The sequence below is a fragment of the Arenimonas oryziterrae DSM 21050 = YC6267 genome (assembly GCF_000420545.1).
GTDB classification, from domain to species: Bacteria; Pseudomonadota; Gammaproteobacteria; order Xanthomonadales; family Xanthomonadaceae; genus Arenimonas; species Arenimonas oryziterrae.
The window spans coordinates 468,734-491,431 of the sequence record NZ_ATVD01000002.1 but is presented as its reverse complement, the minus strand read 5'-3'; the positions used below and the strand labels follow the sequence as shown (position 1 = coordinate 491,431).

Sequence of the window (22,698 nt, the reverse complement as noted above, 5' to 3'; positions counted from 1 at the left end):
TGGCTTTCCGAAGGTGTGCGCATGGCCGTCAAGGCGACGATCTACAAATGTGAGTTGCAGATCAGCGACATGGATCGGCACTACTACCAGGCACACACCCTGACCCTGGCCCAGCATCCGTCCGAAACCGAAGAGCGTTTGATGGTGCGTCTGCTCGCCTTCGCGCTGCATGCGAGCGAGTCGCTGGCCTTCGGCAAGGGCATCAGCACCGACGACGAACCCGATCTGTGGGACCGCGATCTGACCGGCGTGATCGACCTGTGGATCGACATCGGCCAGCCGGACGAACAGCGCATCCGCAAGGCCTGCGGTCGGGCGCGCAAGGTCGTGCTGCTGACCTACAGCGGCCGCAGTGCCGACATCTGGTGGGACAAGATTTCCGACGCGGTCGAACGCTGCAAGAACCTGTCGGTGTTCGATCTTTCGCAGGATCAGGTGCAGGCGCTCGTCGCGCTCGCGAACCGCAACATGAAGCTGCAGGTGTTCGTGCAGGACGGCCAGGTGCAGGTCATGGACGACGTGACGACCGTGACGATCGAACTCGCCACCCGCCGCGATCCGGCTAATTCGTAAACAGGTTGTCGGCGCACCACGCGCGTTTTTCCGTGGGCGAGAGCTGCTTGATCGCGTATTCGGCTTTCAGCGCGCCGGACCGGTCCGCGCAGGGCATGACGGCGAGCAGCCGCACCGGTGGCCGCGAACGCGTGTAGCGCGCGCCCTTGCCCGCGACATGCAGGGCATAGCGTTTGGCGACATCCACGGCGATGCCGGTATAGAGGCTGCCGTCGCGACATTCGATGACGTAGACGAACCAGGCCATGCGCGCTCAGAGCAGGGTGGAGGCGATGCGATGCCAGTCGGCGCGCACCTGCCGGCAGTCGCTGCCGCCTTCGGCGAACTCGCGGCAGACCCAGGGACGCCGTTCGTAGATCGTGCAGCGCATCGTGTCGCGGTCCAGCGCCCGGCACCAGCCGTCGTCGGCCTTGCCCATGATCTCGAAACCCTGTTCATCGTGTTCGATGAAATGCTCCGGCGGATCGTCGCCCGGCAGCAGCATGACCGGCAGCTGGCAGCACATCGCCTGGCAGTCCGCACAGCGGATGCTCGGGTCGATGTCCTGCGGCGGGCTGTGTTCGATGGGCACGGGCCATTCTCCCACGGCGGCCAGGAGGCCGGGACGAATGGCCCTGTTCCCTGGGGCGGCGGCGCAGGTACATTCGGGCATCCACCGGAGACCACGATGCGCACCTTCCTCCCGTCGCGTTTTGCCCGCCCGGTGCTTGCCGGCTTGTTGCTGCTGGCAGCCTGGCCGGCATTCGCCTGCGCACCCGCCGGCTGGACCAAAGAGAAACTGCTGGGGCTTCGCGACTCGGGTTTCGTCGTCGCCGATGCCGGCAAGCGCGATGCCCTCGCCAAAGACCTGCTCGCCTGCCTCGCCGATCCCGATCCGGTCCTGCGCGACAAGGTCGCCTTCGATGCCCTGAGCACTTGGCTGCGCGGCAAGCAATTGTCCGACGCCACGCGCGCCTCGCTGCTCGTTGATCTGTTGCCGCGCATCGATCCGAAAGCCGCCGATACCGACGGCTTCGGAAAGCCGTTCGCCACCCTGGTGCTGTCGGAAGTCGCACGCACCGATCGCATCGCCGCGTGGATGACGCCCGCGCAGCGCGAGCAGCTCGTGCAGGCCGCGGCGACGTATGTGGAAGGCGTGCGCGACTACCGCGGCTTCGACGATCGCGAAGGCTGGCGACATGGTGTCGCGCACGGTGCGGACCTGCTGATGCAGCTAGCGCTGAATCCGAAACTCGACAAGCCGCAACTCGATCGTCTGCTCGCCGCGGCGACGAGCCAGATCGCCGCGAACGACGGTCACGCCTATGTCTTCGGTGAGTCCGAGCGACTGCTGCGGCCGGTGCTGTTCATCGCCGCGCGTGGTTTGCACACACCGGAAGAATGGACCGCGTGGACGCAGAAGCTCGTCGACCCGGCGCCGATGAAAGCCTGGTCGGAGGCCTATTCCTCGCAGGCGGGTCTGGCGCGACGCCACAACCTCGTCCTGTTCCTGATGCTGTTGCGCGCGGAATCCGCGGGCAATGCCGATCCGACGATGACGGCGTTGGCAGGTGGGGCGGAAGCGGGACTGAAGGCCCTTTGACGGCATCGGCGAGCCGAGGAGGCGCGGCTGTTTTCTCGCGCTTGCGATGATTCCTGATTCGAGGATCCCGGGCGGCATTGCACCGCCCGGGATGTTCCGCTGTTGCGTGTCGCGTGTTGCTTAGAACTCCTGCGAGAACCGCACGCCGAAGGTGCGCGGCTGCACGACGGTGGTGTAGGGCTCGAAACCGCAGGTGAGGGCGGCGCACTGCGAGAAGCGGGCGAGTTCGCCGCGCTCGTCGAAGGCGTTCTTCAGGTAGAAGTCCCAGGACCAGTTGTTCTTCTTGAAGCCCGCCGACAGATCGAACGTGGAGTACGCATCGAGCTTGCCGTACATCGCCTGCTGCGCATCGCGAAGGTCGACGGTGCGGTCGCCGACATGCACGACCGTGCCCTGCCAGAACGCCTCGTAGCTGCCGACATCGAAGGTGTAACGCGCGGTCAGGTTGCCCTTGGTGCGTGCCGTCAGCGGCAAGCGCGTTCCCGCGCGAGCTTCCGGGGCGGCGCAGTTGGTGATCGCGTCGCCGTTGACATCGACCGCATTGCAGTAGTTCTCGGTCAGTTTCGGGTCGTACAGCGCGACGCCGCCGGAGATCACCAGGTTGTACGTCGCCTGCCAGTTGAGCTCGGCCTCGACACCGCGGATGCGCGCTTGCGCGGCATTGCGGATCTCGGTCAGGCCGTTCGTGCCCAGGAACGAGAACTGGAAGTCCTTCCAGTTTTCCTGGAACACCGCGCCGTTGAACGACAGACGGTCGTCGAGCAGCGTGGTTTTCCAGCCGAACTCGTAGTTGGTCAGGAAGTCGGACTGGTAGGGCGGCAGCGTGCCGCGACGGTTGATGCCGCCCGGACGATAACCTTCCGACCAGGTGAAGTAGATCATGCGCTTGTCGTCGATCTGGTAGGTCAGATTGAAGCGGCCCAGGTGGTCGCTTTCATCCACGGACTTGTCCAGGTTGGTACAGGGCGCGCCGTGGAATTTCTCCGCGGAGAAGCACTGCGACTCGCCGGTCGAACCGCTGAAGCCCGCGCCATAACCGAAGAAGCCCTTGAGGCTGTTGTCGGCCTTGAAGAAGCGCATGCCGCCGGTCGCGGTCAGCTTGTCGGTGATGTCGAAGGAGACTTCGCCGAAGAAGGCCGTGTCCTTGTCCCGACGCTGCTGCGCGGTCAGCCAGATCGTGTCTTCCCAGCCCGGCACGGAAATGATCGAGGCCAGGTTGTCGACGCGGTAACGCTGCAGGATGTCGTGCGTCTGCGATTGCCAGAACACGCCGGCGACGAAGCGCCAGCGGTTGTCGGCCGGCGAAGCAATGCGCAGTTCGTGCGTCTGCTTCTTGTAGCCGTCGACCGCCTGGATGTACTGCGACGGATTGATCAGGGTGAACGAATCGTCGTAGAAGAACGCGCCCGACCCATTGAGCGTGTCGTACCAGAACGCATAGTCGTTGTAGTCGGACTCGGAATCGACGTCGCGCTTGAGGTGCGAGTACGTGTAGGTCAGATCGAAGTTGCCGATCTTGCCCTGGATCGTCAGCGCCGCCTGCGTCCACTTGTCTTTGGACGACTCGGGATAGAAGTGCGTCAGCTGCAGATCGCCGCGTGCCGGCTCGTAACCCGCGCTGCCGTAGGACTTCTGACGCTGCGTCATCACCGTCGGGGTGATCGACCAGCGGTCGTTGAGGTCCACTTTCAATGCCGCGCGCAGGCCGTCGGTGTCGGAGGTGTTGTAGTCATTCTCCGCGCGGTTGGCGTTGTCGATGGTGATGCCCGAGGTCGGGAATGTGCGCGTGCCACGTACGTTGTCGACATAGCCCGCGTCATGGCGGGTCCACGCGACGAGTCGAATGGCCGCATTGTCGCTGACCGGGAAATTGCCGAAGCCCTGCAGGACATGGCCGACACCGCCGCCCTCGATCTTGCTGCCTTCGATCGAGTAACCGGCCGCGAAGCCGCTCGGATCGGGCTTGTTGGTGATGATGCGCAAGGTACCGGCCTGGGAGCTGGCGCCGTACAGCGTGCCCTGCGGACCGGCGAGCGCCTCGATGCGGGACACGTCGTAGATGTTGACGTCGAGCGCGCCCTGGATGGTCGTGATCGGCTGTTCGTCGAGATACACGCCGACGCTGGGCTGGGAACCGGAGTGGTTGCCGTCACCGCCGCTGGCGACACCGCGCATGTAGACCTGCAGGAAGCCGGGACCGGGGAATACGCCGCCGCCCTGGGCCTGGAAGGACACGCTGGGCAATAGCGCCGCATAGTCCTGGAACGAGGCGACGTGCTGTTCCTTGAGCTTCTGCTCGCCGAGCACCTGGATGCTGACCGGAACCTTCTGCAGGTTCTCCTCGCGCTTTTGCGAGGTCACGGTGATCGTATCGAGCGTCTTGGCCTTTTCGGCGCCCGCAGCCGGTTCGGCCTGGGCGAACGAGGCCGAGCTCATCGCGAAATAGATGGCGGCCGCCAAGGGCAATCTGGTCAGCGCCCGCGACGTTTTTTGCTTCGGTCTTGCCTTACTCGACGTGTGCATCTTGGTGGCTCCCCTCTTCGTGTTGATCGGACTTTGCCGCACTAGCTAAGAAAAATCGGGCGCTTTCGGATAGGCCTCGAGCACCGGGCCGAGCGCGGACTTGAGCGGTCCGAGCCAGGGTTCGTAATGGCGCCAGTGGTCGACGCCTTCGCGGTAGATCGGTTGCCGCACCTGTTCGGAGCTGGCGGTGCGCACCGGGCGCGCGTTCTCGAAGAAGCGCAGGCACTGCTCCTCGAACGGCAGGCCGCAGTAGGCGAGCAGCCGGCGCACTTCGGCCTCGGTGTCGTCGACCAGGGTTTCGTAGATCACGCGGTGCACGCGGCCGGGCAGGGCGGCGTCGTAATGCGCCATGAGCTCGACATAGTCGCGGTAGTAGCGGCCGAGGTCGGCGAGGTTGTAGCTGAAGTTCTGGCCGCGCGCGAAATGTTGCTTGTAACCCGAGAAGCAGCAGGCCAACGGATGCCGGCGCGCATCGATGATCTTCGCGTTCGGCAGGATCAGGTGGATCAGGGCCACGTGCGAAAAATTGTTCGGCATCTTGTCGATGAAGAACGGCGTGCCTTCCTTGCGGTGGATGCGCGTGCGCTCGATGTACTGCTCGCCCAGATCGCGCAGCGCCGCGGCATCGAGCTGCGTGAGTGCATCGTAGTAGGGCATGGCCTGCGCGGCATCGCCCTGCTGGCGCAGCACGCGCGTCATCGAGATGATTTCCGGCAGCTCCATCGTGCCTTCGACGGCCGAGTGGCTGGACAGGATCTGCTCGATCAGGGTCGAGCCGGCGCGCGGCAGGCCGACGATGAAGATCGGATCGGCGGCCTCGGCGCCGCGGCCGGCGCGCTCGCGGAAGAACTCGCCGGTGAACAGCTGTTTCGCACGTCGCACGCGCAGCGAGGTGTCGTCGGCGTTGTACGGCAACTCGCCCAGGCGCAGCACGTTGCCGCGTTCGTAGTGCGCGAACGACCCGGCATAGTCGCCGAGGTCCTCAAGCGCCTTGCCCACGGCGAATTCGAAATGCAGGCGCGCGTCAGTGTCGAGATCGTCGCGTCGCAGCTGCGCCTGCATGGCGTCGAGGTCGGCCGCGCTGAAACGGAAGGTCTTGAGATTGGCCAGGCTCCAGTACGCCTCGCCAAAACCGGCATCGAGCGCGATGCTCTTGCGGTAGGCGGCGACGGCCCGGTCCTGGTGGCCGGCGGTTTTCAGCGCGTGGCCGTAGCTGAGCCAGATCTTCGCGTGCTTGGGGTATTGCGCGACGATGTCGGCGTAGATCGCGATCGCCGGCTCGTACTCGCCCACGCGGCTGAGGATGACGGCCTTGAGATTGCGGTAGCCGGGGTTGGCCGGGTCCTGCGCGAGCAGGGTGTCGATCTGGATCAGCGCCTCGCGCGGCTTGTTGCCGCGATAGAGCACGAGGGCATAGTTCTGGCGCGCGGCATCGAAGGCCGGCGCGAGTTCGAGGCAACGCGCCAGCAGGTTTTCCGCGTCTTCCTGCCGGCCCAGGCGGGCGGCGACTTCGGCGAGCATGCGGATCGCGGCGACATCGGTCGGCGCTTTCTTCAGCTGCTCGCGCAGCAGGCTCTCGGCCTCGGGGATGCGGTTCTCATGCAGGGCGGTCGCAGCGGCGAGCAGGCCCGGATCGCGCGTGGAAAAGCGCACGTGGTTCGCGAATGCAGTCTGCGCGCCCTCGGTGTCGCCGAGTGCGGCCAGATGATTGCCCAGTGCCAGCCAGGCCTGCGGCAGATCCGGTTGCACGGCCACGGCATGGCGCATCGCGGCGAGCGCCTCGTCGCCTTGGCCGGCGCGGGCCAGGGCATGACCAAGTTCGATATGGGCCGGCGCCCAGCGCGGCTGTGCGTTGGCGAGCGGGCCGAGGACATCGAGGGCCTGGCGGGTCTGGCCACGCGCGGTATGCGAGGCGCCGAGCAGGAGCAGGGCCATCGGATGGTTGCCGACGGCGCGGATGATTTCGGTGGCCTGTTCGCCGGCCAGCGCGGGATCGCTTTCCAGAAGCCGGGACGCGTGCGCCAACGCCACGTCGAGAGAGCCGGTCGGTTCGGAGGCAAAACTCATCGTGACCCACTGCCTTGGCTGCTGGCTGCCCCGGAAGGCGGGATGTTCGTTCGAGTTTGGCCCATGTGAAGAGGAGTTTCAACAAACCTTCACAGCGCTGCCGGGGCCGCCAGGAGCCGCTTATTTCTTGGCGTCGCGGTCCCGTACCGGGATCGGGACATTGCACAGCTCGATGTAGCCGGCCGGCGCGACATACCAGTCGTCATGGCGATTGCGACGGGCCTCGGCCACGGCCGCGAAGGCCGGGCGATCGGTGCGCATGACTTCCAGATGGCTGCGCTCGTTTTCCGGAACGTCCGCGGCCAGACGCACCGAGGCGATCGGCGTGCGTTGCTCGGCCTGCGCATAGAAACCCATCGGCGCGGGGCCACGCGGCATCACCGACAGCCGCTCGATGCCCTGCACGACGCGACCGACGACGGCGATGTTGCGGTCCAGATGCCGCGGCGCATGGCTGGTGATCGCGTACAGGCTGCTGCCGTTGCCGCTGTCGGGCTCGTTGCCGCGGCCGACGCCGACGGCGCCATAACAATGCGTCAGCCACATCTGCCGGGTCTTGGGATTGCGACCGACCGGGAAGCCGTTGCTGAAGCCGACCTCCGGGGCATAGCCGTCCTTGTCGGGCAGGCGGGTGAAGGGCACCTTCGGATCGAGCGGCACGGTGAATTCCGGCGGCAGTTTCGCTTTCGCGCTGCCGATGGGTTTGGCCTTCGCCTCGTCTTCCTCGGCATCGCCCCATTGCACGACATAGTTGTCCTGCGAACGGATGACCGCCAGGCCGTCGAAATATTTCTCGCGCACCAGGGTGCGCAGGTTGACGACGTGCTCGGGCGAAAATGCCGGCGCGAGTTCGATGACCACGCGGCCGCTGGGCAATTCCATGTACAGCGTGTTTTCGGGATCGAGCGGACGCCAGTCGTCGGCGGTCGACGCCTCGATGATTTCCGACACGCTGCGCGATTTACCCGCGGGCTTGTCGGCGGCGAGTGCGGTACCGAGAGCGAGGCTGACGGCCAGGGCCGTGAGGCGGAGCGAATGGCGGTTCATCGGAGTCTCCTCGAAGTCGTGGCGATTCTGCCACAGCCCGCGCCGGTGTCCCGTTGTTAGGCCGGGACTTCCAGTGCGGAGGCCTGGCCGGCCAGATGCGGACTCAGGTACGCATGCGAACCGCAGGCGCGCAGCCCCGCGGTCGCAAACTGGGCGCGGTACCAGGCGGCGCGGCGCGGCAGGAATCCGTGCTTGTCGCCGACGATCGCGTCATCGCGGGTGTAGAGCTCGATGAAAGCGACGCCGTCGCACAGTTCGCCGAAACCGGCGAGGCCGCGCTTGAGCTCGGCATTGGGCACGTAGTGCAGCACGTCCGAGCACACCAGCAGATCGGCCGGCTGGCCGAAGCGCAATTGTTCCAGCTGTCCGAACGTGGCGAGCGCGAGGTTCCGGCGCCGGCCGTATTTGCGCACCGCGTATTCGCTCGAATCCACGCCCTGGTAGTGCAGCTTGGGGCGCAGCTTGAGCAGGGGCGCGCGCCAGCCGCCTTCGCCGCAGCCGACGTCGAGCACACTGCGGATCGGACGCTGCAGGTAGTACTCGGCGATCGCCACCGCCATGGCGACTTTCCGTGCGAGCGCCGCCGGGCTGTGCAGGCCGCGTTCGCGGTACCAGCGATCGAAATAGCGGTCGTCGTAGATCTTGCTCATGGTCCGCTCGGCAGGGGGCTGGCGGGAGAGTACAGTCATTGCCTGGTTTCGTCAGCGCAAAGGTGCCTCATGAATGCTCTGGTCCGTCCCGAGGTGCAGTCCCGCGTATCCGCCGAGGAATGGCAGCTGCGCGTCGATCTCGCCGCCTGCTATCGCCTGATCGCCCTGCATGGCTGGGCCGATCTCGTGTTCACGCATATCTCGGCGAAGCTGCCCGGGCCGGACGAACATTTCCTGATCAATCCCTACGGCGCCCTGTTCGAGGAGATCACCGCGAGCAGCCTGGTCAAGGTCGATCTGCATGGCAATATCGTAGGCGATTCGCCGTTTCCGGTGAATCCGGCCGGTTTCACCATCCACAGCGCGGTGCACGCGGCGCGTCACGATGTCGGTTGCGTTCTGCATGTGCATACCGTCAACGGCATCGGCGTGTCGGCGCAGAAGGGCGGCGTCCTGCCGCTGTCGCAGCAGTCGATCTTCGTGCTGTCCAGCCTGGGCTATCACGACTACGAAGGCGTGGCCCTGCGCGACGAGGAGAAACCGCGTCTGGTCGCGAACCTCGGCAGCAACACTTTCCTGATGTTGCGCAACCACGGCCTGCTTACGGTCGGCGCGACGATCGCCGACGCTTTCCTGGCCATGTACTTGTTCGAAACCACCTGCGCGATCCAGCTGCGCGCGCAAAGCGGCGGCGGCGAACTCGTCCAGGTGCATCCGATGATCGTGGCCACGGCGCAGCAGCAGGCGATGCAGGTGACGAAGAATCTCGGCGGCCAGCTCGCCTGGCCCGGACTGCTGCGCAAGCTCGACCGCCTCGACGCCAGTTTCCGGCAATGAAACGCGACGACGGGTTCATCGACTACCTGCACGAACTGCTCGATCCGCTCGGGGCGATCAGCACGCGGCGCATGTTTGGGGGCCACGGCGTGTATTGCGGCGGCGTGTTCTTCGCGATCGTCATCGACAATCGCCTGTATCTGAAGGTCGACGATGAAACGCGGGCACAGTTCGACGCGGCCGGCTGCGCGCCGTTCGTGTACGAAGGCAAGGACAAGCCGGTCGAGATGAGCTACTGGAGCGCGCCGGAAGCGGCGATGGATTCCGAAGAGGAAATGCGTCCTTGGGCGAAGCTGGCGATTGCCGCTGCCTTGCGCAAGCCGGCCAAGAAAGCGGCACGCGTGAAGGCGACGGCGGCAAAGCGCAAGCGCACACCGTCAGCCTAGTGCGGCCCCGTGTTTCCTGAAGCGCAGCGCAGTGCCGGCTGAACGGGATACCGGGTCGGCTTGACCGAGGCCGGGCGAAGGCCGAGCATGATCCGGCGTCTGTTGGCCGCGACTCGAATCGGAATCACCGATCAGGCGGCCGGACCATCGATACGCGGGCTTGTCGGTTCTTGCCGGGGGTGATTCATGAGCACGTTGTCCTTGTGCCTTCGTCGTATCCTGTTCGTCGCCGCCGTTCTCGCGCCGACGGCGGCGCTGGCCGACAATCCGGCGATCACCGTCGACATCGACGCGAACGCCAACCGGCGCCCGATCAATCCCAACATCTATGGCGTCGCGTTCGCGAGCACCGCGCAGCTCGCCGATCTGAATGCGCCGCTCAATCGCTCCGGCGGTAATACCAGTTCGCGCTACAACTGGCAGCTCAATGCCGCCAATCGCGGCTTCGACTGGTATTTCCAGAGTCTGGCCGAGTCCAGCGCGACTGCCGGCGAGCAGGGCGACACCTTCATCAGCGGTACGCGTGCCGGCAATGCGCAGCCGATGCTGACGATCCCGATGCTGGGATGGGTCGCCAAGCTCGGCGCCAATCGCGGGCGCCTCGCCAGTTTTTCGCAGGCCAAGTATGGCGCTCAGACCGGCAACGACTGGCAGTGGTATCCCGATGCGGGCAATGGCGTGCTGCAGAGCACGGGCCAGAATGTGGTCAACGATCCGAACGATGCCAATGTCGCCGCCGGCGTGTCGTTCCAGCAGCTCTGGGTGCAGCATCTGATTTCGAAGTGGGGGGCGTCGGCGAGCGGCGGCCTCAAGTATTACCTGCTCGACAACGAACCGAGCATCTGGCAATCCACGCACCGCGACGTGCATCCGGTCGGTCCGACCATGGATGAGATGCGCCAGAAAATGATCGACTACGCCGCGATGATCAAGACGCTCGATCCGGGCGCGATCGTCGTCGGCCCCGAGGAATGGGGCTGGAGCGGCTATTTCTGGTCCGGCTACGACCAGCAATACGGCGCTGCCCACGGCTGGTGCTGCTATCCCGACCGCGAGGCGCACGGCAACAAGGACTACATGCCCTGGCTGCTCGATCAACTGCGCCAGTACGAAGTCGCGAACGGCAAGCGTCTGCTCGACGTGTTCTCGCTGCACTACTACCCGCAGGGCGGCGAATTCAGTGACGACGTCTCGACGTCCATGCAGCAGTTGCGCAACCGGTCCACGCGCTCCCTGTGGGATCCGAACTACACGGACACGACCTGGATCAATGCCAAGATCAACCTGATTCCGCGCATGAAGGCCTGGGTGTCGGGCAACTATCCCGGCCTGCAGACCGCGATCACCGAATACAACTGGGGCGCCGAGGGGCACATCAACGGGGCGACGACGCAGGCTGACGTCTACGGCATCTTCGGCCGTGAAGGTCTGGACATGGCGGCGCGCTGGACGACGCCCGCGACCAACTCGCCGACGTACAAGGCGATGAAGATGTATCGCAACTACGACGGTGCCTTGCACGGCTTCGGCGACATCTCGGTGTCGGCACTCGCGCCTGATCCGGACAAGGTATCGGTGTTCGCCGCGACGCGGGGAAGCGACGCCGCCTTGACGATCATGGTCGTGTCGAAAGTGCTGAGCGGCGCCACACCGGTGACGCTGCGCCTGGCCAACTACGCGGCTGCCGGTCCGGTGCAGGTGTGGCAGCTCACCTCGGCCAATACGATCGCGCATCTGGCCGATGCGAGCGTGGCCGGCAATGCGATCACCGCGTCCTTGCCCGCGCAGAGCATCACGCTGTTCGTGCTCGCGGTCGCGGCGCCGGCCAACCTTACGGTCGAACAGGCCCGCCTGGGGCGGGGCATCCAGCCCAATGCCTTGTTGCGCTGGGCCGGCGGCGCTCCGCAGGTTGATATTTTCCGCGATGGCGTCAAGCGCGCCACCGTCGACAACAGCGGCAGCTATTCCGACAAGGTCGTATTCGGCCTGCAGCCGGTGTATGTCGTGTGCAATGCGGGAACGAGCGTGTGCTCGAACAATCGCATCCCGCTGCCGACGCGTTACCTCGATCCGCCGCCGACCTCGCCGGCCCGCCCGACCGCGACCTTGCGTCGTCAGCGCACCGATTGACGCCTAGGTCTCAGTGCGCGGCCCCCGGGCTCGCCGTACTGGCCGCTCAGGCGCCGATGACCACCGAGCGCATCGAAATCGATCCGGTCACTTCCTCGTTGAAGAAGCTCGCGCGCTCGCCCTTGCGTTGCAGCGCCAGGATGTACAGCAAGGGCAGGTAGTGCTCGGGCGTGGGGATCGACAGCAGCGCATCGGGACCGAGGGTCTCGTAGCCGAGCAGGCCTTCGTGGTGATCCTGTTCGATGCGCTCGGCGATTTCCTCGTCGAAACGCAGCGCCCAGTCGTACGGCGTCGGATCGTTGAAGCGGAACAGGCGCAGGTTGTGCACGATATTGCCGCTGCCGACCACGAGCACGCCTTCATCGCGCAAGGGCGCGAGCGCCTTGGCCAGATCGTAGTGCCAGGCGCCAGGCTGCAGGATCGACAAGCTCAGTTGCACGATCGGAATATCGGCCTCGGGATACATCGGTTCGAGCACCGACCAGACGCCGTGGTCCAGGCCGCGACCTGCATCGAGATGCACGCGCACGCCGGCGAGCAGTTCGGCGACGCGATGGGCGAGGGCGGGACTGCCGGGCGCGCGATAGCGCACGTCGAACAGGGTTTTCGGAAAGCCGTAGAAATCGTGGATCGTTTCCGGCTTTTCGGTCGCGGTCACGTACACGCCGCGCGTTTCCCAATGCGCCGAGACGCACAGGATGGCCTTGGGGCGGGGTAGCCGCTTGCCCAGCGCCTGCCAACTGCGGCGGTAGGCATTGTCCTCGATGGCGTTCATCGGAGACCCATGCCCAAGGAACACGACGGGCATCGTGCCCGCACCAGCCGCTACGCTCATCACCCACCTCGGGTTTCGGTCACCTCGCCACCTTACTCCCGGGGCCGGTGCGAAGGGCAGTCGGGCGAGGCGTGACTTATGGCAGGTTCGCTATAGTTAAGTTCGTACTACTGTTCGCTCCACGTTAGTGCTGCGGGAGGTCCCATGACCGAGATCGAGTCCCATGTGAAGAAATTCCAGAAGGAGCTGAGCACCGGCACGGTGTCCCTGGTCCTGCTGGCGGTGCTCAGTCAGGCCGGCGAGCCGATGTATGGCTACCAGATCGCCAAGCGCCTGGAGCGCAATGGCGAAGGCTTCCTCAGCGGCAAGCAAAGCGCGCTGTATCCGGTGCTGCGCAATCTCGACGGCGCCGGCCTGCTGGCCAGCGAAGTCGAGCCCTCGGTCGCCGGACCACCGCGTCGCTACTACCGCATCACCCCGCTCGGGCAACAGGTGCTCGAAGACTGGGTCCAGCAATGGAACACCGCCCGCGATTTTGTCGATACCGTGCTGCAAGAGAGGAACCCGTGATGACCGCCACGACCCCGAAAACCATCCCCGAGTACCTCGACCAGCTGCGCCAGGCACTGGCCGGCGCCGATCCGGCCCTGCTGCAGGATGCGCTCTACGACGCCGAGGAATACCTGCGCTCAGAACTCGCCGCGCAACCGGGCGTCGACGAGGCCACGCTGCTGGCGAGTATCGCCACCAGTTACGGCGCGCCCGACGAAGTCGCCGATATCTATCGGCAGACCGAGAGCACCGTCGTGCAGGCCCTGCGCCCGCCACCGAAGCGCGAACACCGCTCCTTGCCGGGCAAGTTCTTCGGCGTGCTGGCCGATCCGCGCGCGTACACCTCGCTGTTCTACATGCTGTTGTCGCTGGCGACGGGCACGCTGTATTTCACCTGGGCGGTAACCGGCATCAGCCTGTCGCTGGGCCTGGCGATCCTGATCATCGGTATTCCGGTCGCGATCCTGTTCTTCGCCAGCGTGCGCGGTATTTCGCTGGTCGAAGGCCGTCTGGTCGAGGCGATGCTCGGCGAACGCATGCCGCGCCGGCCGCTGTACACCGATCGCGACCAGTCGATGATGGCGCGCATCAAAACCCTGTTCACCGACCCGCGCACCTGGTCGTCGATGATCTACATGGTCATGATGCAGCCGCTGGGCGTGGCGTATTTCACCTTCGCCACGGTCGCGATCAGCCTGTCGGCGGGTGTCGCCGCGATTCCGGTCATCGACCTGTTCAATCATCACGGCACGATCAGCATCGGCGACTGGTATTTCCGCCTGCCGCTGTGGACCTTGCCCCTGACGATCGCAGCGGGCGTGGTGATGTTCGTGCTGACCCTGCACATCGCGCGCGGTATCGGTCGCGTGCATGCCTTGCTGGCCAAGCATCTGCTGGTGCAGTCGGCGGCCTGAGCCGGCGAGACGGCGCAAAAAAAACGGGTGGCGCAAGCCACCCGTTTTCATTGGAGCCGGGAGTTTTCGGTCGGTCAGGCGAGCAGCTGCTTGCCGATGCCCCACAGCGCCATGAGCGTCAGCAGCGCGAAGGCGAGAAAGCCGACGAGGAAGCCGCCGCTGCGCTTGCCGGCGTCCTGGATGTAGCCGAACACGTACCACAGGCGACCGGCCAGCCAGGCGAAGCCGAGCCACGCGGCGTACTTCTCGTTGCTGTAGAGCGTGGCCAGCCACAGCACCGGCAAGAACATCATCGTCTGTTCGAGCGTGTTCTGGTGGGCGCGGAACGCGCGTTCGAAACCCGGATCGCCGGTGATCGCCGGCGCCTCGATGCCCGAGCGGCCGCGCGCGCGACCGACCAGGAGCATGGCGACGAAAATGAGGACGACGTTGAGGGCGGTGATCAGCGCAGCGTGCAGATGCATGGAGTCGTCCGGAACAGAAGAGTGGCCGATACTCTATCCCCTGCGGCGGAACTCGCCAACGACCGCGGGCGGCGATTGCGTTATGGTCGGCGCTGATCCTGCCGAGAAACCCGCGATGACCGATGCCCTGGCTGAGCCATTCCGTCTCCCCTGTGGTGTCGTGCTTCCCAATCGCCTGTGCAAGGCCGCCATGACCGAAGGTCTCGGCGATGCGCAACTGCGGGCGACCGACAAGCACGAACGTCTGTATCGCGCCTGGAGCGAAGGCGGGGCCGGCTTGCTGGTGACGGGCAATGTCATGATCGACCGGCACGTGATCGAACGCCCGGGCAATGTCGCGATCGATGTCACCCATGCTGCCAGCGTCGACGGCGAAGCACGCGCGGCGCTCGCGCGCTGGGCAAAGGCCGGTACGGTGGCCGGCAACCAGCTGTGGATGCAGATCTCCCACGCGGGCCGGCAATCGCCGCGTTACGCGACGCGACAGCCGGTGGCGCCGTCCGCCGTGCAGCTGGACCTGCTCGGCAACTATGCGCGACCGCGGGCGCTGCGCGAGGACGAAATCGTCGACTTCATCTCGCGCTTCGGCCACGTCGCGAAGATCGCGCGCGAGTGCGGTTTCACCGGCGTGCAAGTGCACGGCGCGCATGGCTATCTGATCAGCTCGTTCCTTTCGCCGGTCACCAATCGCCGGGACGATCGCTGGGGCGGCTCGCTGCCGAACCGCGCGCGCTTCCTGCTCGAGGCGGTGCGTGCGACGCGGCAGGCGGTCGGGCCGGATTTCCCCGTGGCGGTCAAACTCAATTCTGACGACTTCCGCAAAGGCGGATTCAGCCACGAGGATTGCCTGGGCGTGGTGCAGCTGCTGAACGCCGAGGGCATCGACCTGCTGGAGATTTCCGGCGGCAACTACGAACAGCCGCGTCTGCTCGGCGTCGCCGGGCGCGCCGACGATGCGCTGCCGGTGCGCGCGAGCACGCGGGTGCGCGAGGCGTATTTTCTCGACTACGCCCAGGCGATCCGTGCAGTCGCGACGATGCCGCTGATGGTCACGGGCGGGTTTCGCACGCGGGCAGGCATGGAGGCCGCGCTCGCCGAAGGCGGTACCGACCTGATTGGTCTGGCGCGGCCGTTCTGCACGCATCCCGACACCGCACGGCGACTGCTGGCCGGCGAAATCGACGCCTTGCCGGCCTTCGAACACAAGCTCGTGTTGCGCGAACGCGGCTGGCTGTCGCCGACGACGCCGGTGCTGCTGTTGAAAATGATCAATGTGCTCGGCGCCCAGGGCTGGTACTACCAGCAGATGGACCGACTCGCGGCCGGGCGGCCGGTGCAGTTGGGGCGCGGCGTGTTGCGCTCGTTCCTGCGCTACTGGTGGGACGATCTCTCGCGGGCAGTCGCGCTGCGGCGCTGACCCGCCGCTTGGGTCGCGGGCGCGGCGGGGCTACACTGGGCCTCGCAAGACGCTGCCCGCAAGGACCCTCCGTGGAATCGCACGACGCCATGATCGCCAGGACGCAGCAATGGCTGGAGAAGGCCGTGATCGGCCTGAACCTGTGCCCGTTCGCGAAAGCCGTGCACGCCAAGCGACAAGTCCGCTATGTCGTCAGCGACGCCACCGACGAGGAAGGCCTGCTCGCCGATCTGCTGCACGAGTTGCAGTCGCTCTACGACGCGAATGCCGACGAGATCGAGACGACCCTGCTGATCCATCCCTACGTATTGACCGATTTCCTGGACTACAACGATTTCCTCGACGTCGCCGACGCGGCGGTGTCGGAGCTCGAACTCGACGGCGAGATCCAGGTCGCGAGTTTCCATCCGGATTACCAGTTCGCGGATACCGAATTCGACGACGTCGGCAATTTCAGCAACCGCTCGCCATACCCGACCCTGCATCTGCTGCGCGAAACGAGCGTAGCGAAGGCGGTCGCCGCGTTTCCGGAAGCCGGCGACATCTACGAGCGCAACATCGAGACCTTGCACAAGCTCGGCAAGGACGGTTGGCGCGATCTGTGGCCGGACGGACGGCCATGAGCACGGTACGCGTACGCTTGATGCTGGCCGTGGCCTTGACCTTGCTCGCGGTCGGGTTGTTGATGAAGGGTGCGTAGCTTTCGCTGGTGATGCGCCCCTCGTCCGCCCCGTTGGGGCACCTTCTCCCCGGTGGGGAGAAGGATTGCTTCGGCAGTCGACTCCCTCTCCCCGCGAGGGGAGAGGGCCGGGGTGAGGGGAAGCTCTTCAGCCCTCAGAACAACGCCGCATCCAGTTCCATCAACGACTTCGCACCCGCGCGTGCCGCCTGCAACTGGAACGCTGTCTCCGGCAACAGCTTCGCGTAGTAGAAACGCGCGGTCGCGAGTTTGGCCTTGTAGAAATCATCGCCCGAATCGAGCTTGTCCAGCGCGACCCGTGCCATGCGCGCCCACAGCCACGCGTACACCAGATGGCCGACCACGCGCAGATAGGGCACGGACGCGGCCCCGATTTCGTCGGCATCGGTCATCGCCTTCATCGCGAGCTCGGTGCTGAGCTTGCTCACTTCTTCGCCGAGCGCGACCAGCGGTCCGACGAATTCGCGCATCTCGGGCTTGTCTGCCTGTTCCTCCACGAAGGCCTTGACGATGCCGCCGAACAAGCGCAGTCGTGCGCCTTGGTCGTGCAGCACCTTGCGGCCGAGCAGGTCGAGCGCCTGGATGCCGTTGGTGCCTTCATAGATCATGTTGATGCGGGCGTCGCGCACATACTGCTCGACGCCCCATTCGCGGATGTAGCCATGCCCGCCGAACACCTGCAGCGCGAGATTGTTGGTCTCGAAGGCGTTGTCGGTGATGAAGGCCTTGATGATCGGCGTGACGAAGGCGATCAGCTCGTCGGCCTCGGCGCGGACCTTCGCATCGGGATGATAGAGATGGCGGTCGGTGAGCTGCGCGGCCCAGGTCGTGATCGCGCGGCCGCCTTCGGTGTAGGCCTTGCAGGTCAGCAGCATGCGTCGCACGTCCGGATGCACCATGATCGAATCGGCAGGCTTTTCCGGCTGCTTCGCGCCGGTCGCCGAACGGCCCTGCAGGCGGTCGCGCGCATAGGCGAGCGCGTTCTGGTACGCGGTCTCGGCGATGCCCAGCGACTGCATGCCCACGCCCAGGCGCGCGGAATTCATCATCACGAACATCGCCGCGAGACCCTTGTTCGGTTCGCCGATCAGCCAGCCTTTCGCGGCGTCGAGGTTCATCACGCAGGTCGCGTTGCCGTGGATGCCCATCTTGTGTTCGATCGAACCAGCCCGGATCGTGTTGCGGGCGCCGACGTCGCCATTCGCGTCGGGCAGGAATTTCGGCACCAGGAACAGCGAGATGCCTTTCACGCCCGCGGGTGCGCCGGGCAGGCGGCCGAGCACGAGATGCAGGATGTTCTCGGAAACATCGTGCTCGCCGGCAGAAATGAAGATTTTCGTTCCGGTCAGGGCGTAGCTGCCGTCGCCGTTGTCGTCGGCACGCGTTTTCAGCAGGCCCAGGTCGGTGCCGCAGTGCGCTTCGGTCAGGCACATCGTGCCGGTCCACTGGCCGGACACGAGCTTGGTCAGATAGACGCGCTTCTGCTCGTCGGTGCCGAAGGTCATCAGGCATTCGTAGGCGCTGTGCGAAAGGCCGGCATACATCAGCCAGGCCTGGTTCGCGGAATTGAGCATTTCGTACAGGCGATTGTTGAGCAGCACCGGCAAGCCCTGGCCGCCGAAATCGGGCGAGCAGCTCAGCGACGGCCAGCCGGCCTCGACGAATTGCGCGTAGGCCTCCTTGAAGCCCTTGGGCGTGGTGACGACGCCGTCGCCATGGAATGTGCAGCCTTCGACGTCGCCGATGCCGTTGAGCGGGAAGGCGACCTGGCTGGCGAAGCGCGCGCCTTCCTCGAGCACGGCATCGATGGTGTCGATGTCGAGGTCGGCGTGTGCGGGCAGGGTCTTGAGCTCGGTCATGGCATCGAGCAGTTCGAACATCACGAAACGCATGTCGCGCAGGGGCGCGGTGTAGCTGGGCATGAGGACTCCGGACAGCGGTAGCGGCCAGTCCGTACTCTAGCGTATGTCGGCCCGGTTTGGCGAATGCCGGCCCCGGCCTGTCCGGAAGCAAAATCGCGCCGCGTGTTGCACACTTGGTTCAATCATTCGAGGGTTCGTCATGAAAAAGGGTCTGATCGGTTGTCTCGTGGTGGGTCTGTTGCTGCTCGTGGTGGGCGGTGGCTTGGCTTACTGGTTCGTGGTGCGACCGATGTGGGCCTCGGCGAGCAACGGGCTGTCGGCGGTGCAGGACATGGCGAAGATCGCCGAGGTCAGCGCGCAGGTGAAAAACAAGAGCCCGTACACGGCGCCCGCCGATGGCACGCTGACGGCCGCGCAGGTGACGATGTTCGTCAACGTGCAGACGCAGCTGCAGGCGAAGATGGCCGGCGAATACGCTGGCTTCGAAGCCAAGGGCAAGGCGCTCGAAGCCAAGGCGAAGGCCGAAGGCCGCGAACCCACCGCGACCGAGGGCATGGCCTTGATCACCGAGATGTCGGCCCTGGTCGCGAAAGGTCAGCAGATCAAGGTCGACGGGCTCAACGCTGCTGGCGTTTCCGAAGCCGAGTACGACTGGGTGCGCGAACAGGTGTACGCCGCGTTCCCGTATGCCTCGATGGACGCGATTCCCGATCAGCTCAAGGGCGAGGTCAACATGGCCAACGTCGAGCTGGTGCGCCCGCACAAGGAATTGATCGCCAAGAGCATGGGCAACGCGATGATCGGCATGTAAGTACGCCGGGTCAGGCCGCGTGTCCCGCGGCCTGACCCGATGCCCAGGCCCACTGGAAGTTGTAACCGCCCAGGTGCCCGGTGACATCGGCGACTTCGCCGATGAAGAACAATCCCGGCGACAGTTTCGAGGCCATCGTCGACGACGACAGGCCGTCGGTATCGACACCGCCCAGCGTGACCTCCGCCGTGCGATAGCCTTCGGTGCCGCTGGCCACGATCGGCCAGTGCGCGAGCAGTTTCGCCATCGCGCGGATCTCCGCATGCACGAACTGGCGCATCGGCTTGTTCGTGAACCAGACCTCGCACAGCCGCTGCGCGAAGCGTTTCGGCAGCACGTCGCCGAGCACGGTTTTCAGCTCCGCCCCCGGTTGCGCGGCCTGGCGTTCGAACAGAAATGCCTCGATATCGTGCTGCGGCAGCAGGTCGAGCAGCAGCTCCTTGCCCGGCTCCCAGTACGAAGAGATCTGCAGGATGCTCGGGCCGCTGAGGCCGCGGTGGGTGATCAGCATGGCGTTGTCGAACTGCGCCTTGCCGCAGCGCGCCGAGACCGGTAGGGCGACGCCGGCGAGATCGGCGTAGTTTTCCTGGTGCTTGCCACTGAGTGTCAGCGGCACCAGGCCCGCGCGCGTCGGCAGCACGGTGTGGCCGAACTGTCGCGCGATCTCGTAGCCGAAGCCGCTCGCGCCCATGCTCGGGATCGACAAGCCGCCGCTGGCGATGACCAGGGACGGCGCGTCGAAATTGCCCCGTGCGGTCTGCACGCGATAGCCGCCGGCGGCGGTCGCGACCTTGTCCACGCCGCAACTGGTTTCGATGCGCACGCCGGCCGCGGCGCATTCGTCGAGCAGCATCTTGACGATGAGTTTGGACGACTCGTCGCAGAACAGCTGGCCGAGTTCTTTTTCGTGATAGGCGATGCCGTGGCGTTCGACCATCGCGATGAAATGCGCCGGCGTGTAGCGCGCGAGCGCCGATTTGCAGAAATGCGGGTTCGCCGACAGGAAGTTCGCCGGGCTCGTGCCGGTGTTGGTGAAATTGCAGCGGCCGCCACCCGACATCAGGATTTTCTTGCCGCAGCGGTTGGCGTGCTCGATCACGAGCACGCGGCGGCCGCGCTGGCCGGCGGCCAGCGCGCACATCAGGCCGGCGGCACCGCCGCCGATGACGATGACGTCGGTCAGATCTGCACCAGCTGCTTGCCGAAATTCTTGCCGGTGTACAGACGGCGCAGCGCTTCGGCGAAGTTCGGCAGACCCTCGACGATATCGAGCTTGCTGGTCAGTTTGCCCGCCTGCACCCACGGCGCCATCGCGGTGATCGCTTCCTCGGCGCGATGCAGGTAGTCGATCACGACGAAACCCTCCATCTTGCCGCGCGCGGAGATCAGCGACAGGTAATTCGCCGGGCCGCGCGTTTCGCCGGTGGCGTTGTACTGCGAGATGCCGCCGCACAGCACGATGCGCGCGCGCAGCTTCAGGCGCTTGAGCACCGCATCGAGGATCTCGCCACCGACGTTGTCGAAGTACACGTCGATGCCGTCCGGGCAGTGCTGCTTGATCGCGTCGGAGATCTTTTCGTTCTTGTAGTCGATGACTTCGTCCGCGCCGAGCGTATCCTTGACGAAGGCGCACTTGTCGGCGCCGCCGGCGATGCCGATGACGCGCATGCCCAGGGCCTTGCCGATCTGCACGACGTTCGAACCGACCGCACCCGCGGCGGCGGAGACGACCAGCACTTCGCCGGCCTTGGGCGTGCCGATCTCGATCAGGCCGAAGTAGGCGGTCAGGCCGGTGGCGCCGAACACGCTCAAGGCCCAGCCCGGATGCGGCAGACGTTGCGCGTCGAATCGCTGCATGCCCTTGCCGTCGGACACCAGCTGATCCTGCACGCCGGTCATACCGCTGACCCAGACGCCGACCGGGAATTTCTCGTTCTTGGATTCGACGACTTCGCCGATGCCCGCCGAGCGCATGATTTCGCCCAGGCCGACCGGCGGCCAGTAGGATTTCGCTTCTGTCATCCACACGCGCATCGCCGGATCGATCGACAGGAATTTCACCGCGATGCGGATCTGGCCGTCGGCCAGGGCCGCCGGCGCGGACTCGCGCAGTTCGAAATCGCTGTCCTTGGGCAGGCCTTCGGGACGGGAGGCGAGGTGCAGGGCGCGATGCGGTGTGCTCATGACGATCTCCGGACGGGGCATGCGGCGATTATGCCGGGCCCGGAGCCGCCGATGCGCGACGCGGCGGGATTATTTCGCGAGGGCCTCGATCTGCTTGCGCGCGTTGTCGTTGCCCGGATCGAGCTGCAGCGACTTGCGATAGCTGGCGATCGCCTCGGCTTTGCGGCCGGCGGCAGCCTGCGCCTCGCCCAGGCTGTCCCAGGCGTTGGCCGATTGCGGATAGTCGCGGGCCGCGCGCTGGAATACTGCCAGCGCGTCTTCGTTCTTGCCGAAGCCCAGCAGGGCATAGCCGAAGGTGTTGAGGTCGCCCTCGAAGGCCTTGAGGCTGTCGCGCTTGAACTGTTCCCCGGCCTCGAAAGCCGCCGCGATGCCGGCCTTGTCGTAGGCGGTCTTCATCGCGCCTGCGGCCGAGCGCGTGCCGCCGCCGCCCGCCTGCGCGTCGGCGAGACCGAGCTTGAATTTCTCCCAAGCGATGCCGTCCATGGTTTCCGAGCTCACGCGGTCGAGTCGCCAGTCGCTCCAGTCGGTACTCGTGGGCACGGCGTGTTCCGCACGTTCCAGGCGGCCCGTGCTGGCGTCGATCCAGACGAAGCCGGTCTGGTCGCCGAACAGCGGACCGGTCAGTTTGAACTTGCGGCAGGCCACGCCTTCGATGGTTTCCATGCCCGCTGGCTCGAAGCGTACGACATCGACATCGAGCGGCTGACCGTGCGTGCCGGGCTGGTTGGTGTTGATGAAACTCATCTCGAAGGCTTTGGTCGGATCGGCCAGGTGCGGCAGCATGAAGGCCACGCCCATGAGATCGAAACCCCAGAAGTTCAGCGGCCCTTGTGCGGCATGCAGGTCGAAGGTCTGGCCGTCGGCGAGTACCGCGTGCATGGTCTTGCCGTCGGTGGAACTCGCGTACAGCTTCGGTTCGCGACGGTGTGCGGCGGTATTCCATTGCTGCAGGTTGACCGGCATCGCCTGCGCGAGGGACAGGTCGGCGGTGACTTCGACGAAGTCGCTGGCGCCCTCGACCCATTTCACCACGGTGATGCGCGTGGGCGAGGCGATGTACGCGTCCAGATGCCAGGGTTTGCTGCCGTCACGATTGGACTTGGTGTAGTGCCAGACGGTGCCGGGGGCGGGGGCGCGCTCGGCGCGATAGGAAAAGGCGCTCACTTGCGCGGCGGCAGTTGGCGCGCAGAGGGCGGCGAGGACGAGGACGAGCAGGCGTTTCAT

Annotated in this window: 22 protein-coding genes; 10 read left to right on the top strand and 12 right to left on the bottom strand. The window is 65.5% G+C overall.

Annotation, left to right across the window (positions count from 1 at the left end; genetic code table 11):
- Positions 1 to 21 precede the first annotated feature (21 nt).
- Positions 22 to 573, top strand: coding sequence for a YaeQ family protein (locus G467_RS0107030; protein WP_022969030.1), 552 nt, complete (start codon positions 22 to 24; stop codon positions 571 to 573).
- Here the strand turns inward: G467_RS0107030 and G467_RS0107025 are convergent.
- A complete protein-coding gene (locus G467_RS0107025) occupies positions 563 to 820 on the bottom strand; it encodes a GIY-YIG nuclease family protein (RefSeq protein WP_022969029.1) in 258 nt (85 codons plus the stop codon). The two genes, G467_RS0107030 and G467_RS0107025, sit on opposite strands and share 11 nt — an antisense overlap.
- Positions 821 to 826: 6 nt before the next feature.
- A complete protein-coding gene (locus tag G467_RS18030; RefSeq protein WP_022969028.1) occupies positions 827 to 1,144 on the bottom strand; it encodes a YkgJ family cysteine cluster protein in 318 nt (105 codons plus the stop codon).
- A gap of 96 nt (positions 1,145 to 1,240) precedes the next feature.
- On the opposite strand from G467_RS18030, the gene G467_RS0107015 reads away from it, so the two are divergent.
- The gene (locus tag G467_RS0107015; RefSeq protein ID WP_022969027.1) at positions 1,241 to 2,155 is read left to right on the top strand and encodes a DUF2785 domain-containing protein; all 915 of its coding nucleotides are present in this window, start codon (positions 1,241 to 1,243) and stop codon (positions 2,153 to 2,155) included.
- A gap of 120 nt (positions 2,156 to 2,275) precedes the next feature.
- Here G467_RS0107015 and G467_RS0107010 read toward each other — a convergent pair whose 3' ends face one another.
- The 4 genes from G467_RS0107010 to G467_RS0106995 form a co-directional block, all read right to left on the bottom strand.
- Complete coding sequence (locus G467_RS0107010; RefSeq protein ID WP_022969026.1) at positions 2,276 to 4,615, bottom strand: TonB-dependent receptor; 2,340 nt, start codon at positions 4,613 to 4,615, stop codon at positions 2,276 to 2,278.
- A gap of 108 nt (positions 4,616 to 4,723) precedes the next feature.
- A complete protein-coding gene (locus G467_RS0107005; RefSeq protein WP_022969024.1) occupies positions 4,724 to 6,745 on the bottom strand; it encodes a tetratricopeptide repeat-containing sulfotransferase family protein in 2,022 nt (673 codons plus the stop codon).
- A 120-nt stretch (positions 6,746 to 6,865) separates the two neighbouring features.
- The gene (locus G467_RS0107000; protein ID WP_022969023.1) at positions 6,866 to 7,792 is read right to left on the bottom strand and encodes a peptidylprolyl isomerase; all 927 of its coding nucleotides are present in this window, start codon (positions 7,790 to 7,792) and stop codon (positions 6,866 to 6,868) included.
- Between the two features lie 56 nt (positions 7,793 to 7,848).
- Positions 7,849 to 8,442, bottom strand: coding sequence for a class I SAM-dependent DNA methyltransferase (locus G467_RS0106995; RefSeq protein WP_022969022.1), 594 nt, complete (start codon positions 8,440 to 8,442; stop codon positions 7,849 to 7,851).
- A 69-nt stretch (positions 8,443 to 8,511) separates the two neighbouring features.
- Between G467_RS0106995 and G467_RS0106990 the strand changes: the two genes are divergently transcribed.
- The 3 genes from G467_RS0106990 (at position 8,512) to G467_RS15785 (ending at position 11,795) form a co-directional block, all read left to right on the top strand.
- The gene (locus G467_RS0106990) at positions 8,512 to 9,279 is read left to right on the top strand and encodes a class II aldolase/adducin family protein (RefSeq protein WP_022969021.1); all 768 of its coding nucleotides are present in this window, start codon (positions 8,512 to 8,514) and stop codon (positions 9,277 to 9,279) included.
- Positions 9,276 to 9,665 carry a TfoX/Sxy family protein gene (locus G467_RS0106985; protein ID WP_022969020.1) on the top strand — a complete coding sequence of 130 codons (390 nt, stop codon included), beginning with the start codon at positions 9,276 to 9,278 and terminating at the stop codon, positions 9,663 to 9,665. Before G467_RS0106990 ends, G467_RS0106985 begins: the two co-directional genes overlap by 4 nt.
- A gap of 186 nt (positions 9,666 to 9,851) precedes the next feature.
- Entirely contained in the window at positions 9,852 to 11,795 is a 1,944-nt protein-coding gene (locus G467_RS15785; RefSeq protein ID WP_022969019.1) for a glycoside hydrolase family 44 protein, read from the top strand.
- A gap of 46 nt (positions 11,796 to 11,841) precedes the next feature.
- On the opposite strand, the gene ygiD is transcribed toward G467_RS15785, so the two are convergent.
- A complete protein-coding gene (gene ygiD / locus G467_RS0106975) occupies positions 11,842 to 12,630 on the bottom strand; it encodes a 4,5-DOPA-extradiol-dioxygenase (RefSeq protein WP_245559041.1) in 789 nt (262 codons plus the stop codon).
- A gap of 144 nt (positions 12,631 to 12,774) precedes the next feature.
- Here ygiD and G467_RS0106970 point away from each other — a divergent pair, with 144 nt between their 5' ends.
- On the top strand, positions 12,775 to 13,140 hold the full coding sequence (locus G467_RS0106970; RefSeq protein WP_022969017.1) for a PadR family transcriptional regulator: 366 nt from the start codon (positions 12,775 to 12,777) through the stop codon (positions 13,138 to 13,140).
- On the top strand, positions 13,140 to 14,036 hold the full coding sequence (locus G467_RS0106965) for a sensor domain-containing protein (RefSeq protein WP_022969016.1): 897 nt from the start codon (positions 13,140 to 13,142) through the stop codon (positions 14,034 to 14,036). The genes G467_RS0106970 and G467_RS0106965 overlap by 1 nt, the downstream gene beginning before the upstream one ends.
- A 74-nt stretch (positions 14,037 to 14,110) precedes the next feature.
- On the opposite strand, the gene G467_RS0106960 is transcribed toward G467_RS0106965, so the two are convergent.
- Positions 14,111 to 14,500 (bottom strand): MAPEG family protein, encoded by a 390-nt coding sequence (locus G467_RS0106960; protein WP_022969015.1) that lies wholly within the window; start codon positions 14,498 to 14,500, stop codon positions 14,111 to 14,113.
- A gap of 115 nt (positions 14,501 to 14,615) precedes the next feature.
- Between G467_RS0106960 and G467_RS0106955 the strand changes: the two genes are divergently transcribed.
- Together G467_RS0106955 and G467_RS15780 are read left to right on the top strand one after the other, a co-directional pair.
- Positions 14,616 to 15,917 (top strand): NADH:flavin oxidoreductase/NADH oxidase family protein, encoded by a 1,302-nt coding sequence (locus G467_RS0106955; protein ID WP_022969014.1) that lies wholly within the window; start codon positions 14,616 to 14,618, stop codon positions 15,915 to 15,917.
- Positions 15,918 to 16,006: 89 nt separating this feature from the next.
- The gene (locus G467_RS15780; RefSeq protein ID WP_022969013.1) at positions 16,007 to 16,540 is read left to right on the top strand and encodes a DUF1415 domain-containing protein; all 534 of its coding nucleotides are present in this window, start codon (positions 16,007 to 16,009) and stop codon (positions 16,538 to 16,540) included.
- Positions 16,541 to 16,751: 211 nt separating this feature from the next.
- Here the strand turns inward: G467_RS15780 and G467_RS0106940 are convergent, their stop codons facing one another.
- On the bottom strand, positions 16,752 to 18,539 hold the full coding sequence (locus G467_RS0106940; protein ID WP_022969012.1) for an acyl-CoA dehydrogenase C-terminal domain-containing protein: 1,788 nt from the start codon (positions 18,537 to 18,539) through the stop codon (positions 16,752 to 16,754).
- 139 nt (positions 18,540 to 18,678) lie between these two features.
- Here G467_RS0106940 and G467_RS0106935 point away from each other — a divergent pair, with 139 nt between their 5' ends.
- The gene (locus tag G467_RS0106935) at positions 18,679 to 19,290 is read left to right on the top strand and encodes a hypothetical protein (protein WP_022969011.1); all 612 of its coding nucleotides are present in this window, start codon (positions 18,679 to 18,681) and stop codon (positions 19,288 to 19,290) included.
- 10 nt (positions 19,291 to 19,300) lie between these two features.
- Here G467_RS0106935 and G467_RS0106930 read toward each other — a convergent pair whose 3' ends face one another.
- The 3 genes from G467_RS0106930 to G467_RS0106920 all read right to left on the bottom strand — a co-directional run bounded on the left by G467_RS0106930 (position 19,301) and on the right by G467_RS0106920 (position 22,698).
- A complete protein-coding gene (locus G467_RS0106930) occupies positions 19,301 to 20,473 on the bottom strand; it encodes a BaiN/RdsA family NAD(P)/FAD-dependent oxidoreductase (protein WP_026802445.1) in 1,173 nt (390 codons plus the stop codon).
- The gene (locus G467_RS0106925) at positions 20,470 to 21,474 is read right to left on the bottom strand and encodes an NADP-dependent oxidoreductase (protein WP_026802444.1); all 1,005 of its coding nucleotides are present in this window, start codon (positions 21,472 to 21,474) and stop codon (positions 20,470 to 20,472) included. The genes G467_RS0106930 and G467_RS0106925 overlap by 4 nt, the downstream gene beginning before the upstream one ends.
- A 69-nt stretch (positions 21,475 to 21,543) precedes the next feature.
- Positions 21,544 to 22,698, bottom strand: coding sequence for a tetratricopeptide repeat protein (locus G467_RS0106920; protein ID WP_022969008.1), 1,155 nt, complete (start codon positions 22,696 to 22,698; stop codon positions 21,544 to 21,546).